Source organism: Streptomyces sp. NPDC051286 (assembly GCF_044455345.1).
GTDB lineage: Bacteria > Actinomycetota > Actinomycetes > Streptomycetales > Streptomycetaceae > Streptomyces.
In genome coordinates this window covers 1-14662 of the sequence record NZ_JBITER010000008.1, presented here as the reverse complement: position 1 = coordinate 14662, position 14662 = coordinate 1, and the positions used below count along the sequence as shown (strand labels likewise).

General features: G+C 67.0%; 11 protein-coding genes. 4 read left to right on the top strand and 7 right to left on the bottom strand.

Going from position 1 to position 14662, the window contains the following annotated elements; all coding sequences use genetic code 11:
• Positions 1 to 94 precede the first annotated feature (94 nt).
• The 3 genes from ACIBB8_RS10560 (at position 95) to ACIBB8_RS10550 (ending at position 3189) form a co-directional block, all read left to right on the top strand.
• Entirely contained in the window at positions 95 to 1171 is a 1077-nt protein-coding gene (locus ACIBB8_RS10560; protein WP_366693047.1) for a ParA family protein, read from the top strand.
• Entirely contained in the window at positions 1168 to 2268 is a 1101-nt protein-coding gene (locus tag ACIBB8_RS10555) for a ParB/RepB/Spo0J family partition protein (RefSeq protein ID WP_398950554.1), read from the top strand. The genes ACIBB8_RS10560 and ACIBB8_RS10555 overlap by 4 nt, the downstream gene beginning before the upstream one ends.
• Before the next feature lie 303 nt (positions 2269 to 2571).
• A complete protein-coding gene (locus tag ACIBB8_RS10550; RefSeq protein WP_037702094.1) occupies positions 2572 to 3189 on the top strand; it encodes a GNAT family N-acetyltransferase in 618 nt (205 codons plus the stop codon).
• Positions 3190 to 3270: 81 nt separating this feature from the next.
• Here ACIBB8_RS10550 and trxA read toward each other — a convergent pair whose 3' ends face one another.
• The 7 genes from trxA to ACIBB8_RS10515 form a co-directional block, all read right to left on the bottom strand.
• Positions 3271 to 3603: a thioredoxin gene (trxA, locus tag ACIBB8_RS10545; RefSeq protein ID WP_030930508.1), complete on the bottom strand. Its 333-nt coding sequence runs from the start codon at positions 3601 to 3603 to the stop codon at positions 3271 to 3273.
• A 45-nt stretch (positions 3604 to 3648) separates the two neighbouring features.
• Entirely contained in the window at positions 3649 to 4611 is a 963-nt protein-coding gene (gene trxB / locus ACIBB8_RS10540) for a thioredoxin-disulfide reductase (RefSeq protein ID WP_398950551.1), read from the bottom strand.
• A 133-nt stretch (positions 4612 to 4744) separates the two neighbouring features.
• Positions 4745 to 5701, bottom strand: coding sequence for an anti-sigma factor family protein (locus ACIBB8_RS10535; protein ID WP_398950549.1), 957 nt, complete (start codon positions 5699 to 5701; stop codon positions 4745 to 4747).
• Positions 5698 to 6402 carry an RNA polymerase sigma factor SigM gene (sigM, locus tag ACIBB8_RS10530; RefSeq protein ID WP_398950547.1) on the bottom strand — a complete coding sequence of 235 codons (705 nt, stop codon included), beginning with the start codon at positions 6400 to 6402 and terminating at the stop codon, positions 5698 to 5700. The genes ACIBB8_RS10535 and sigM overlap by 4 nt, the downstream gene beginning before the upstream one ends.
• A gap of 165 nt (positions 6403 to 6567) precedes the next feature.
• Positions 6568 to 8289 (bottom strand): serine/threonine protein kinase, encoded by a 1722-nt coding sequence (locus ACIBB8_RS10525; RefSeq protein WP_398950545.1) that lies wholly within the window; start codon positions 8287 to 8289, stop codon positions 6568 to 6570.
• 129 nt (positions 8290 to 8418) lie between these two features.
• Positions 8419 to 10575 (bottom strand): murein biosynthesis integral membrane protein MurJ, encoded by a 2157-nt coding sequence (gene murJ / locus ACIBB8_RS10520; RefSeq protein ID WP_398950543.1) that lies wholly within the window; start codon positions 10573 to 10575, stop codon positions 8419 to 8421.
• A 49-nt stretch (positions 10576 to 10624) separates the two neighbouring features.
• Positions 10625 to 12922, bottom strand: coding sequence for a DUF6049 family protein (locus tag ACIBB8_RS10515; RefSeq protein WP_398950541.1), 2298 nt, complete (start codon positions 12920 to 12922; stop codon positions 10625 to 10627).
• 183 nt (positions 12923 to 13105) lie between these two features.
• Between ACIBB8_RS10515 and ACIBB8_RS10510 the strand changes: the two genes are divergently transcribed.
• Complete coding sequence (locus ACIBB8_RS10510; protein WP_398950539.1) at positions 13106 to 14548, top strand: CCA tRNA nucleotidyltransferase; 1443 nt, start codon at positions 13106 to 13108, stop codon at positions 14546 to 14548.
• Positions 14549 to 14662: the final 114 nt, after the last annotated feature.

The following is a 14662-nucleotide window of genomic DNA, read 5'->3' as shown; positions in this document are numbered from 1 at the left end:
GCGCCATCGCAGGCCCGCCAGGGTTACGGAGTTGTCCACAGAAGTGGATTCATCCACAGAAGAGCGGGCCTCGCTGGTTCACGACCCCGAAAGCATGGCAGGCTCTGCTCATTGCGAGCCTGAAGTCGAGGAGAGTGAATCCTTGCGGTCCGACGCCAACATCGCGGGACCGATGACCGATCCGGTCCCCGGTCCCCGAACCGAATCGGCGGGAGACGGTGTTTCACGTGAAACACCGCCGCCGATGGATGACACACCCATCGGTCGTGCGGCCCAGCTGGCGGTCGAGGCCCTCGGCCGCGCCGGCGAGGGGCTGCCCCGCCCTGACCAGACACGCGTCATGGTGGTGGCCAACCAGAAGGGCGGCGTGGGCAAGACGACCACGACGGTGAACCTTGCCGCCTCGCTTGCACTCCACGGCGCACGTGTTCTGGTGGTCGACCTCGATCCGCAGGGAAACGCCTCCACGGCCCTGGGCATCGACCACCATGCCGAAGTTCCCTCTATCTATGACGTTCTGGTGGAGAGCAAGCCGCTCTCCGACGTGGTTCAGCCCGTACCGGACGTCGAAGGTCTCTTCTGTGCCCCTGCCACCATCGATCTCGCCGGTGCGGAGATCGAACTGGTGTCGCTGGTGGCGCGGGAGAGTCGACTGCAGCGAGCGATCCAGGCGTATGAGCAGCCGCTGGACTACATCCTTATTGACTGCCCGCCTTCGCTCGGTCTGCTGACGGTCAACGCCCTGGTCGCGGGCGCCGAGGTACTGATCCCCATTCAGTGCGAGTACTACGCGCTGGAAGGACTGGGACAGCTGCTGAGGAACGTCGATCTCGTCCGGGGACATCTGAACCCCGATCTGCATGTCTCGACGATCCTTCTGACTATGTACGACGGCAGGACCCGGCTCGCTTCCCAGGTGGCGGAGGAGGTGCGCAGCCACTTCGGCAAGGAGGTGCTGCGCACAAACATCCCCCGGTCGGTACGAATCTCGGAGGCGCCGAGTTATGGGCAGACCGTTCTGACCTACGACCCGGGTTCCAGCGGATCCTTGTCGTATCTCGAAGCAGCTCGTGAGATTGCCCTGCGGGGGGTCGGGGTGCACTACGAGGCCCAGCACGCCCACTCAGGCAGCCAGAACAGTCAGCAGAACATTTCGGAGGGGATCCAGTGAGTGAGCGTCGTAGAGGATTGGGGCGTGGGCTCGGCGCACTGATTCCCGCTGCCCCGCAGGAACGTCAGGTACCAGCCTCCGAGCCAGGCGCGGCCTCGCCCGGCGCGATTCCGGTGATGACGGCCGAGCGAGGAGTGGCCGCTGCGAAGGTGGCCACGCTCACGGCTGCTTCCGCTGCACCGGGGCCGAGTGCGCCCATCTCGCAGTCCGAAGTCTCCTCCGAGGCGACGGGCGCTGCGGGAGCGTACTTCGCCGAGGTTCTCCTCGGCTCCATCACTCCGAACCCCCGGCAGCCTCGTGAGGTGTTCGACGAGGACGCGCTTGCCGAGCTCGTCACCTCCATCAAGGAGGTCGGTCTCCTCCAGCCTGTCGTCGTGCGGAAGCTGGGACCGGAGCGCTACGAGCTCATCATGGGCGAGCGGCGCTGGAGGGCCTGCCGTGAGGCGGGGCTGGAGCGCATCCCGGCCATCGTGCGGGCCACGGACGACGAGAAGCTACTCCTGGACGCACTCCTGGAGAACCTCCACCGGGCTCAGCTGAACCCACTGGAGGAGGCAGCCGCGTACGACCAGCTGCTTAAGGACTTCAAGTGCACGCACGACCAGCTGGCCGACCGTATCGGGCGGTCGCGCCCGCAGGTGTCGAACACGCTGCGGCTGCTGCGGCTCTCTCCGCCTGTGCAGCGCAGGGTCGCTGCCGGGGTGCTGTCGGCCGGTCATGCCCGAGCGCTGTTGTCCGTCGATGACTCCGAGGAGCAGGATCGGCTGGCCCATCGCATCGTGGCCGAAGGCCTCTCGGTGCGTGCGGTCGAGGAGATCGTGACCCTGATGGGTTCCCGGACCACCAGTACCCCAAAGGCCAAGGGGCCCCGGGCCGGCGGTCGGCTGTCTCCCGCTCTCTCTGATCTTGCTTCCCGGCTCTCGGACCGCTTCGAGACCAGGGTGAAGGTCGACCTCGGGCAGAAGAAGGGAAAGATCGTCGTCGAGTTCGCCTCGATGGAAGATCTGGACCGCATTCTCGGAAGTCTGGCGCCGGGTGAGGGCCGCGTGCTGGAGCGGCGTCTTTCCGAGGAGTCCGCCGAGGACGGCGAGGGCTGACACCCGCCGAGTGAGCTGTGGGGCGGGCCGTGTGTGGGTACTTACCGGAACACGGCCCGCCCTTTGCTTTCTCACGGTGTCGGCTTCGTCTCCGGGTGGATACGATTCGTTTTGATATGGCACGTCCACCTTGATCCACCTCGGCGGAGGGAGGGCCATGCGATCAGTGAGCCGCAGCCGGCTGGTGACAGTGGGGCTGGGCTTGGGAGCCGTCGGAGGGTTTGTCGGCGGCCTGCTCCGCGAACGGAGTGCACTGACTGCCGCACGTGATGCGGCGGGCGAAGGAAGCGAGGAACAGCCTTCATGGGACGGCGGCTCGTACCGCTCACACTGGATAACCTTCCCGATCTCCCCAAGCGCTGCCGCTCGTGTGTCTTCTGGGAGCTTGATCCGGTCAGTGGGGAAGCTGCGGTAAAGGCAGGCACTCCGGAGCTGGAAAAGGAAGCGTGGATCTCGGCTGTCCTGCTGGAGTGGGGATCGTGTGGCCGGGTCGTCTATGTGGACGATGTGCCGGTCGGCTTCGTCCTCTATGCGCCACCGGCGTATGTTCCGCGTTCGACCGCCTTTCCCACCAGTCCCGTGTCCCCCGATGCCGTGCAGTTGATGACTGCGTGGATCATGCCCGGGTATCAGGGGCAGGGTCTGGGGCGGGTCATGGTGCAGACCGTCGCCAAGGACCTGCTGCGACGAGGGTTCAAGGCGATCGAGGCCTTCGGTGATGCCCGGTGGAAGGAGCCGGCCTGTGTACTTCCGGCTGACCATCTGCTGGCGGTTGGCTTCAAGACCGTACGCCCGCATCCGGTGTATCCACGGCTGAGACTGGAGCTGCGCACGACGCTCTCGTGGAAGGAAGACGTCGAATTGGCACTGGATCGGTTGCTGGGTGCCGTACAGAAGGAACCGGCACTGCGCCCACTGTGATCCGAGAGCTTGGGAGAACGTGAAACGGGTCCATCCCCTCAAGGGATGGACCCGTTTCACGTGAAACAGCGCACCATGGTCCTACTCGGCGATGAAGCCTTCGAGGTCGCGGAGGATTGCGGCCTTCGGCTTGGCGCCGACGATGGTCTTGGCGACCTCGCCGCCCTGGTACACGTTCAGCGTCGGGATCGACATCACGCCGTACTTGGCGGCGGTCGCCGGGTTCTCGTCGATGTTGAGCTTGACGATTTCGATCTTGTCGCCGTGCTCGGCCGCGATTGCCTCCAGGGAGGGAGCGATCTGGCGGCACGGGCCGCACCAGGCTGCCCAGAAGTCCACCAGTACGGGCTTCTCGCTCTTCAGGACGTCCTCGTCAAAGGAGTCGTCAGTCACGTTCTTCAGGGCGCCGGCCACGGCGGCCTCCTTAACTTTGCGGGGGTGTGGGGTGAGAGGCGTGGATCAGGCGGCTGCCGCAGCGGCCTTCTCTTCGTCGGCGAGCGCGGCAAGGAAACGCTCGGCGTCGAGAGCGGCGGAGCAGCCGGTGCCGGCAGCGGTGATGGCCTGCCGGTATGTGTGGTCGACGACATCGCCGGCGCCGAAGACGCCGGTCAGGTTGGTGCGCGTCGAGGGAGCGTCGACCTTGAGGTAACCCTCGTCGTCCAGGTCGAGCTGCCCCTTGAAGAGCTCGGTACGGGGGTCATGGCCGACAGCGATGAACAGACCGGTCACCGCAAGCTCGGACGTCTCGCCGGTCTTGGTGTTGCGCAGGGTCAGACCGGAGAGCTTCTGCTCACCGTGAACCCCGGCGACTTCGCTGTCCCAGGCGAACTTGATCTTCGGGTCAGCGAAGGCACGCTCCTGCATGGCCTTGGAGGCGCGCAGCGAGTCGCGGCGATGGACGATCGTGACCGACTTGGCGAAGCGGGAGAGGAACGTCGCCTCTTCCATAGCCGTGTCGCCGCCGCCGACCACAGCGATGTCCTGGTCCTTGAAAAAGAAGCCGTCACAAGTGGCGCACCAGGAGACGCCGCGACCGGAGAGTGCGTCCTCGTTGGGCAGACCGAGCTTGCGGTGCTGGGAGCCGGTGGTGACGATGACAGCCTTGGCGCGGTGCACCGTGCCGGCCGTGTCGGTGACGGTCTTGATGTCTCCGGCGAGGTCGACGGCGATCACATCGTCGGGAATGAGCTCGGCGCCGAAGCGCTCCGCCTGGGCGCGCATGTTGTCCATGAGCTCGGGGCCCATGATCCCGTCCTGGAATCCGGGGAAGTTCTCCACGTCGGTGGTGTTCATCAGCGCGCCACCAGCGGTGACGGCGCCCTCGAAGACCAGAGGCTTCAGCGACGCACGTGCGGTGTAAAGGGCGGCTGTGTAGCCCGCGGGGCCGGAGCCGATGATGATCACATTACGGACGTCGCTCACGGGTTTCTTCCTCGTCTCTGCAGACTGCCTACTGTCCACGCCTACTGGGGTCGGTTCAACGACTCTCACCCCACCCAACGGATCCTACGGGGGATGCATTCCCGACGTGCCGGAGCGGCGTCCAGCGCCATTCTCAGGGGCGGGGGTAGGCCTGGGTCAGGAGAAGATCGCCCCTGCCTGCGGGGTCTGCGCGGACGCAGCTCGCATCGACGACGTAGGCCTGGACGAGGGTGGCGTCGGTTTCGTGCGGCAGAACGACGAGGAAGGCGTTGGTGTCCTCGTAAGTGCCTTCCTCGACGGCGAGTGGGGCAGTCTCTCGTCCGGTGCCCAACTGTACGCAGGCGGGGACGGACGCGACGGGAGCGCGCAGCGGTGTGCCGGCGGTTGAGGCGGCAGGGGACTCGCCCTCCGGGGTCGACTGGACATCGACAGACGGCGCCTGCTTCTCGGCGTTGGAATGCTTGGGAGGGGACGCCTCGGCATTGCTGAGGAGGCTGTGTACGCGCTGGCTGAGCGGGGAACCCGAGAACGCGCCCGCTCCCGCCTTCGAGGCGCTGACGCCCGTGTCCGCCGCCTTGGTATCTGCGGAGTTCTGGGACGTCCGGACCATCTGCAGCATGAGGACGCTCATGCCCACCGCCGCCGCGCCGAGCGCTGTGCCAAGGACGATGCGGCGGCGGCGCCGTGACGACTGGCGGCCAGGGCCGCCGACGGCCCTGGGGTGCCCTGAGGGACGGCCCGCAACGTTGGACTGAGCCGCCCTGTTCTCCGCTTCCCGGCCCCGCGCCTCTTGCTCTCCCGCTTCCTGACGCTGTTCTGCGGCGGTTTCTGTTTCACGTGAAACATCGGCCTCGGCGGCCAGCGCGGCATCGATACGGTCTGCGACATCCTCGGGCATACGCACGGGAGCGGGCAGCGTGCCGAGCAGTCCGCGGATCTCTTCGAGAGCGGACCGGACGTCGCCACAGAGTGCGCAGTCATCCACGTGCTGGCTTACTTCCGCCGTGCGGGATGGTGAGAGCAGCCCTTCGGCGAGCTCGGAGATCTCCGAGACATCCGGGTGCTGGGTCGTGTCGGTCGTTGATGTCACGTGCGCCCACCTCCGCCCTTCACTCCAGCGGGATCACTGGTCTCCGCGTCCTTTGGCCCCGATGCGGGTGGGACGGATGCTCTCTGCGTCCGGTTCCTTCCCATGCCGAGTCCACCGTTCTCTCCGACTTCACCACGGAGGTGGGTCAGGAGGGGGGCCAGCCGGGCTCGGCCCCGTGCACAGCGGCTTTTCACGGTGCCGGTCGGCACCTCGAGGATGAGGGCGGCCTCCGCCACGGGATATCCCTGCATGTCCACGAGAACCAGTGCGGCCCGTTGTTCGGCGGGAAGCGTGCCGAGTGCCGCCAGAAGTTCGCGGTGCAGATCCTGACGCTCGGCTGGCGCCTCGGCGGACTCGTGGGGCTCCAGGAGCTGTTCGAGTCGCTCGGTGTCGTCGACGGGTGAGGTCTTGCGTGACGCCGCCTTGCGGACCCGGTCGAGGCAGGCGTTGACCGTGATGCGATGCAGCCAGGTGGTGACGGCAGACTGGCCGCGGAAGGTATGCGCGGCCCGGAAGGCGGAGACCAGGGCGTCCTGAACCGCGTCGGCCGCTTCCTCGCGGTCTCCCAGCGTTCGCAGCGCCACGGCCCAAAGCCGGTCGCGGTGGCGCCGTACGAGCTCACCGAAGGCGTCCGGTTCACCGGCTACATGACGAGCGAGGAGGTCTGAGTCGCTGAGTGGCTCTAAAGGCTCGGCGGCCACCTCCCCTCCCTCCCTCCCTCTGTGTATCAGGTTCGTCTGTCTATCACGATTCAGGCGAGCGGGGTCAGAGAGATGAGGAAGCTCGGTCCGATGTGTGCTGCGGTCGTTCGTCACTGCTCGCGCAGCAGGCCGACGGGGAGGATGTGTTCCCGCCGGCCTGTGCTGTCAGCCGAGAACGGAGATCTCCGAGATCCCGCCCCGGAAGAGGCTCGCTGACCCGTCCGGCGGGAGTTCGGTGATGTGGATCAGGATGTAGCGAGTCCGCACTGGTTCATTGAGGTTCTTCTCCAGGCCGTTCCCCGTCGTAGCAAGCTTCGTGAGGCGCTGCGAGAAGTCGGACAGGGCTGACGGCGCGGATGCGTTCTTGTTGGCGGCCAGCACTTCGGCCTTCTGACCGCTGCGGTACATCTCGATCTTGATGCCTCTCACGTCCTGCACACTGCCGAGGTCAACGACTATGCCGCTGCCCTGCTTGCGGTTCGCGAGGTTGCCGAAATTTGCGTAGCCCTTGTACTGAGGGGTGACCCAGGCGGTGTCCGACTTGCCGTCCACGGCATAGGGCACGTCCTCCTGCTTTATCCCCGAGCCGCCGGGCATGAACTCCGTCGCTTTGACGATCCGCAGCGGCTTGGTCGGAGCGGGAGCGTGCTTGTCGCCGTTCGACGGGTTGGTCTGCGTGCTGCCGGGGTCACCCGGGTCGTTGTCGTGGTTGAGCAGTGTCTCGGCGAGCTGCCAGCTGCCGAGACCCAGGGCCGCGATCAGCAATGCGGACACGGCCCACTTGAGGGCCTTGCCCGTGCGGCTCTGGAGCGGCGCCGGGGGTGCGGCCGTCACGGGCTTAGTTACGGATGCGCCGGGACGGGCGGACGGACGTCCGTAGGTGCCCTGCTGGTAGGTCGTCCGCTGGTACTCGGGCGGAGCCGTGAACGTGGGCTCGGGCGGGCGAATGCGCGGCATCGCCGCGACGGCCTTGGCCAGCTCGTCCGGGGTGGTGCACGGCTGTTCCTGCCGGGAGGCGGTGGCGCCGTCGTTGGCCAGGGCGCGCATGGCGAGCTCGGAGAGACCTCGGTGTACGCCGGCCCGCACCTGGTCGGGGGCGATCAGCCCCACGCCCTTGGGGAGTCCGGAGAGACCGTACGCGTCGTTCTCGTACGGCCAGCGTTGTGTCAGCGCGGCGTAGAGCAGGGCGCCGATCGCCTCCGTGTCCGTGCGCTGAGGACGCTCTGCGGTGATGCCGCGCAAGGCGGCGTTAACGGCGAGGCCACGGATCCGGTACTGACCGGTCGAGCTCCGCAGCACCGCTCCCGGGGTGAGCCTCAGATGCGCGAGGCCCTCGCGGTGCGCGGCCGCCATGGCCTGGGAGATCTGACTGACCAGCTGGTACGCGTCGTGAGCGTCCATGGGGCCAGAGGCCAGCAGAGCCGTGAGCTCGGTGGCGTCGGGAAGCCATTCATGGACGACGTAGACAAGGTCGTCCTCCTCGACCGCGTCGAGGACCTGCACGAAGCGGGGGTCGCCGAGCAGCGCGGAGGACCGGGCCGCGGCCAGCACGGAGCGGGCTCGCGGGTGGTCCGCGGGGAGCAGATGGACGCCCACCGCGCGGCGCAGTTTCTCGTCGACAGCACGCCAGCTGCTGAATCCGTCCAGACGGGTGACGCACTCTTCCAGACGATAGCGCTGGGCAAGTCTGTGACCGCTGTGCAGATCAGGGGTCGCCAAGGCGGCCTCCGGGCTGCTTCGCTCATCGTCTGCGTCCCGGGGGCTGGTGCCCGCCGATTCCTGGGCTTCTGCCGTCCCGTCGGTCGTGGCCTCGTCCGCCTTGGCGGCCAGCGGCTCATCACCGCTGTTGTCGGCCACGTCGACGGCAGCCGTGCTACGTTCCGCCACCGTCGTTCCTGCCTCCCCATCCGTTGCGCGATGCCAGCCAGCTCTGCACAGTCACGCCAATTGTGCCCACACTCCAGCGCTATGCACGACACACGGAGAGCGGCGATGGTTGTGCGGGCCGGTTGATCCTCAGCGTCCGAGCCGCCCGCGGACCATCCCGACCATGCCGTTGATCTCTTCGATCCGCATGCGCTTCGCCGCGATGAAGAAGACCCCCATCAGCACGGCCCCACCGCAGAGCAGGGCGATCAGCGAACCGAAGGCACCCTCGCCCAGGCCATGGAGCAGTGCGAAGCCCACGCCACCACCGAGGATCGCCGCGGGGATCGCCGCGAGGCACAGACGGGCGTAGGTACGGACAACGTGTGCGCCGTCCAGATCGCCGCCCAGCCGGTTGCGCAGCCGGCGCCAGGCGATGCCCACGCCGACGGCATAGGCCAGCCCGTACGAAGCCGCCATGCCGACGACCGCCCACTGGGCCGGAAGCACCACGTAGCAGAGAGCGGAAGCGGCGGCATTGACTCCGGCGACGATGACCGTGTTGTAGAAAGGCGTGCGGGTGTCCTCGTAGGCGTAGAAGCCACGGAGCACCACGTACTGCACGGAGTACGGGATGAGGCCGAGGGCGAACGCCATCAGGATGAAGCCCATGGACCTGGCGGCCTCGGTGCCGCTGGCGGAGTACAGCAGCGTGCACATCGGCACGCCCAGCGCGAGGAACGCGAAGGCGACCGGCACGATCGCCACGGCGGAGTTGCGCAGCCCCTGCGAGATGTCGTCGCGGACTGCGCCGGGGTCGTTGTCGTGTGCGGCCCGGGAGATACGGGGCAACAGGGCTGCCATGACCGAGACGGTGATGATCGCCTGAGGCATGCCCCAGATCAGCTGCGCATTGGAGTAGGCGAGAAATCCCGTGCCCTTCCTGTCGGAAGCCTCGCCAGCGGCGGTTGCGAGCTGCGTGACGACCAGCACGCCGGCCTGGTTGGCGAAGACGAACAGAACGGTCCACTTGGCCAGCTTGACCGTCTTGCCGAGTCCATGGCCCTTCCAGTCGAAGCGTGGACGGAAGCGGAAGCCGGCCTCACGCAGATACGGAATCATCGCCAGGGCCTGGACGACAAGGCCGAGCAGTGTGCCGATACCCAGCAGCCGGACGCCCTCCGGCGGAATCGTCTCCACACCCATGTGGGATTCGGCGGAGGTGCCGTAGACCCAGATGAACATGCCGAACGTGAAGATCATGACGATGTTGTTGAGGACCGGGGTCCACATCATCGCGCCGAACTTTCCGCGGGCGTTCAGGATCTGGCCCATCACCACGTGCACGCCCATGAAGAAGATGGTCGGCAGGCAGTACCGGGCGAAGGTGGTGGCCACATTGTCGGCCGCCGGACGGTTCGCGATCGTGCTCGACATCAGATGGATCAGCAGGGGAGCGGCGAAGACCGCGATCGCGACGATCACGCCGAGTGCGACCATCACGAGCGTGAGCAGGCGGTTGGCGTACGCCTCGCCGCCGTCCTCGTCGTCCTTCATGGAACGGACGAGCTGAGGAACGAAGACCGAGTTGAGCCCGCCGCCCACGGTGAGGATGTAGATCATCGTCGGCAGCGTGTAGGCGACGGTGAAGCTGTCACCGAGCAGCGCCGCACCCAGCGCGGCGGTGATCACCAGGCTGCGGACAAAGCCGGTAAGACGGGACACGAGTGTGCCGGCCGCCATCACCGCGCTGGACTTCAGCAGGCTGGAGGCCCGTCCGCCGGACTTCGGCGGGGCGGGTGCCGGAGCCGGTTCTGGCTCGGACGGAGCGGGGGACCCGGCCGGGCCCTCCTGGTCCCGGAACAGGTGAGCGAACGCGTCCGGTTCCTCGTGGTGCTCGGATGCCTGGGTGACGAGGTCGTCCACACCGACGAACTGCGTGGTCGCCGCGTCGTCCCCGTACGGCAGGTGCCGGGACGGGCCGTCGGGCTCGGGCGGCGGGGCCTGCGCCCAGATGCGTGGATCGGGGGCGTACTGCGCCGCAAGCGGCTGCTGGTAGAGCGGCTGCGGCGGCTGGTACATGCCAGGGGGTGGCGGCGGGTGGGCGGCGCGGTCGTACAGCGCCTCGGCCACCGGGTCCTGGGCGGACAGATCGTGAGCGCGGTAAGGGTCGTGGTCGTACGCGTCCTGGACGTACGGGTCGGGCGGCAGCGGCGCCTGGCCCGGGCCAGGTGGCATCGGGGGGCCACCGGAAGAACCATCTCCGCCCGCACCCTGACCACGGTCACCGTCGTACGGCGCGTTCATCGAAACCCCACCTCATCGTCCCCGGCCGACCGGCCACGACAGACATCGCTCAACGGTCTACTTTCTCACCCGTGCCTGAAGGCCCCCCGCTTTCCGGACCGGTGTCCGGCGTCGGGTCACTCGGCTGCCCGGGTTCACCGCCGTCGTCCCCGGCCGAGGCGCTTGCGTTGGCACGCTTGCGATGGGCGTACATCCTGATGCCTGCGAGGACCAGCAGCAGCAGCCCGCCGGCGATCACCAGCAACACGGTCGGTGTGACCTCGGAGACTTTTACCGTGAAGGTCATCTCTTCGCCGTACGGCATGCCGTCCTCCGTGTACAGCTGCGCCACAACCTGTACCTGGCCGTTGGCGTTCGCAGCTGCGTCGAACTTCACGGACTGACTGTGGCCACCGGCAATACGGATCGGCTTCTCGGCCATCGCGCCGCCGTTGTTCAGCTTGAGCCGCGTCGGGTTCTCCGACTTCAGCCGGAGCACCAGATGATCGACATCCTGCAACAGCCTGTTCTGCACGGTCACAGGGATCGTGGCGCTGCGGCCGGACAGCGTGACGTCCGACTTCGAAATGAGCTGCACCTCGTTGATGAGGCCCTGCAGATATGTGCGTACCGAGTCCCGGTACTGCTGTGCCTCGAGCGACCTGCCGCGCCAGGACGTCGACATGGCTCGGTTGATCGCGTTGCCGAAGGGGGTCACCACCCGCTCCGGCTGAGTGAGGATGACCTGGAAGCTGTCCAGCGAGACCTGGGTGGACTTGATGTCCTGGAAGGCTTGGGTGGGCAGCTCCTGGCTGCGGAGCCTCTTCGGGTACTGGGAGGTCCCGGGCACCCGCGTCGTCGCCTGGGCGTCGGGCTCGGCCTCGGCCGCGCCCACGAGGTCGAGAGGCTGCGTCCACCGTTCGTCGTCGAGGGCGTGGAGGGCGCGTGCCATCGACTGCGCCTGAGCGGCGGTCGGCATCCGTTGTGGCGCGACGACGATGCTGCGCTTGGTGTCCGTGGCCTGCTCGGTCAGCGCGAGGGTTGTGGCAAGGAACTTCTGAACGGCAAGAGTGGAATCCTCCGCACGCGACATGTCTCCCTCGAAGGCCTTGGAGAGCCGGGAGTCGGCCACGATGGCGTTGGTGCCGCCACCGATCGGCCGGGCTGCGGTCGGTGTGTACGGCAGTTTCCCTGTTTCCTGGAGGCTGTCGCTGCGGGCGATCACGTTGTGGGCACCGGCCGACGTGGCGACATCAACGATCGAAGGATCGATCGCGCCGTCGACCGGCCATGCGAAGTCGGTGGACGGCTTCACGTGCAGGATCGTCTCCACCGTTGTGCCGGCCACCTCGGTGGCGGTCTGCAAGTGGCTGAGGGTCCCCGAGACGTTCTTGCCGCGGTGTGCGATGGACGCAAGATCGGGATCGGCGAAAGGCAGCGCCACGACCTTGCTGTCCGCCACCGCCTTCTCCAGTGAGCTGAGCCACTGCTTGGCAACGGCCTGGTTCTTCCCGGGAACGGTGGTGTCGTCGACCTTGACGCGGTAGTTCCTCGCCATGGCATCGACGCTGGCGAGCAGATCCGGGTCGATCACCCAGGTGACGGGCAGCTGGCTGCCCAGCGAGACCATCTGGTCGAGGCGACCGCCCGGAGCGATCTCGGCCGCCAGGTTGTCATCGGCGAAGACCGGTGTCTGCTGCTCGTCCGAGCCGGTCTCGGCAGTGACATGGGGGGATGCGATCAGCGGCCAGAGATAGGTGACATTGGTCCTGGAATCGCTCTCCCCCGTCTGCCAGGGGAGGAAGGTGCGCTGGATTCCGAGCACCTGCTCGTACTGGGCGCGGGCGGTCCGCCCGGACAGGGAGACACCGATCTGGTAGACACCTGCGCCGTCGAGTTCCAGCTTGTCGACGGGCACGGACAGCGTGAAGTCCTGGCTGATGCCCGAAGGGAGTTTCGCGAATTCCACCGTGTACTTACCGCCGATCGCTGCGGGATCGCTGCCGGGCACGTACCCGGTGCGCTCCGCGGCGTCGTCGATCGATGTCCTGCTGAAGAGCCTCGGCCCGACACGCAGATCGACCCGGGCATCGGTGACCGATTCCTTACTCCTGTTGGTCAGGGTGCCGGAGACGGTGAGCGTGTCCCCCCTGACCGGTGCGCTGGGAGCCAGGGTGTCCAGGGACACATCGACGGTGCTGGAGCCGGTGGGAGCCTTGCTCGCCACATCGGCCTGCGCCGTGGGCGCGGCAGCGCCGGCCAGCAGGGCTGCCACGAGCGGTGCTGCGACGACCAAGGATGCTGCGCGCCGTAGCCACCGGCGGGCAGGAGAAGGACTGATCCCCTGGATGTCTGCCGCCTCGGCCACGCGCCTACCCGTCCCTCGTCGTCGTCAGCTGCTGTCGATGGTTGTCGGTTGCTGCGTCCCCGCATGGTAACGATGTGCGCGGGTGCTAAGTGCTCGGGTGTGCGCTACATGATCGGGAGAGTCTTGCAGGGCGGAAAGAAACGATGACGCCTGGGCCGGTCCGGCCACGTACCCTTTTCTGTTGTGCCGAACGCCAATGAAGAGAATTCCAGTGCCCTGACCCAGGTGCAGCATCGCGCAGTCAGTGAACTGCTCCGGGTCTCCCCGGTCGCCGACGACCTTGCCCGCCGATTCCAGGTTGCCGGATTCAGTCTGGCCCTGGTCGGTGGCTCGGTCCGGGACGCGCTTCTCGGCAGGCTCGGGAACGACCTGGACTTCACCACCGACGCCCGGCCCGAGGACGTTCTGAAGATCGTGCGCCCATGGGCTGACTCGGTGTGGGAGGTCGGTATCGCCTTCGGCACAGTGGGCTGCCAGAAGAACGGCTACCAGATCGAAGTCACCACGTACCGGTCGGAGGCGTACGACAGGACCTCGCGCAAGCCCGAGGTCTCCTACGGCGACTCCATCGAGGAGGACCTCGTACGCCGAGACTTCACGGTCAACGCCATGGCCGTCGCGTTGCCGCAGAAGGAATTCATCGACCCGCACGGCGGTCTGGAGGACCTGGCGGAGCGGGTGCTGCGCACCCCCGGGACACCCGAGGAGTCCTTCTCCGACGATCCCCTGCGCATGCTGCGTGCTGCGCGCTTCGCCGCGCAGCTGGACTTCGAGGTCGCTTCTGATGTCATCACTGCGATGACGGAGATGGCGGGCCGTCTCGAGATCGTCTCCGCCGAGCGGGTCCGTGAGGAACTCAACAAGCTGCTGCTCTCCGCGCACCCTCGCAAGGGACTGGCACTCCTGGTCGATACGGGACTGGCGCAGCGGGTGCTGCCGGAGCTGCCCGCGCTACGGCTGGAAAGTGACGAGCATCACCGCCACAAGGACGTCTACGAGCACTCGCTGACCGTTCTGGAGCAGGCGGTCGACCTGGAGGAGGACGGTCCCGACCTGACTCTTCGGCTTGCCGCGCTGCTCCATGACATCGGTAAGCCGCGGACCCGGCGTTTCGAGAAGGACGGACGCGTCTCGTTCCATCACCACGAGGTGGTGGGCGCCAAGATGGTCAAGAAGCGCATGACGGAGCTCAAGTACTCCAACGACACGGTCAAGGACGTCTCGAAGTTGGTGGAGCTGCATCTACGCTTCCATGGCTATGGCGACGGCGAGTGGACCGACTCCGCCGTTCGCCGGTATGTGCGGGATGCGGGCCCGTTGCTGGAGCGGCTGCACAAGCTGACGCGCTCGGACTGCACGACGCGGAACAAGCGCAAGGCCGGCGCGCTCTCGCGCACCTATGACGCGCTTGAGGAGCGCATCGCACAGTTGAAGGAACAGGAGGAGCTGGACGCCATCCGTCCCGACCTGGACGGCAACGAGATCATGAAGACGCTGGGTGTCGGCCCTGGACCGGTGATCGGCAAGGCGTACGCGTTCCTGCTGGAGATGCGGCTGGAGAACGGCCCGATGGGGCATGACGCGGCCGTCGCGGAGCTCAAGAAGTGGTGGGCCGAGCAGAGCTGAGGGTGGGGCCGTGGGGGTTTTTTTGCGTGTAAAAGACCACGGGCCGGGGTGGGGGGGGGGGGGGGGGTGTGGTGAGAAACACCGCCCCCCCCCCCCCCCACCGGCCCCCCCCCC

What these genes read in the sequence shown, in the direction of transcription:
- murJ (WP_398950543.1), bottom strand. Translation starts at nt 10,575, where the DNA reads ATGAACGCGCCGTACGACGGTGACCGTGGTCAGGGTGCGGGCGGAGAT.
- ACIBB8_RS10550 (WP_037702094.1), top strand. Translation starts at nt 2,572, where the DNA reads ATGGGACGGCGGCTCGTACCGCTCACACTGGATAACCTTCCCGATCTC.
- ACIBB8_RS10560 (WP_366693047.1), top strand. Translation starts at nt 95, where the DNA reads ATGGCAGGCTCTGCTCATTGCGAGCCTGAAGTCGAGGAGAGTGAATCC.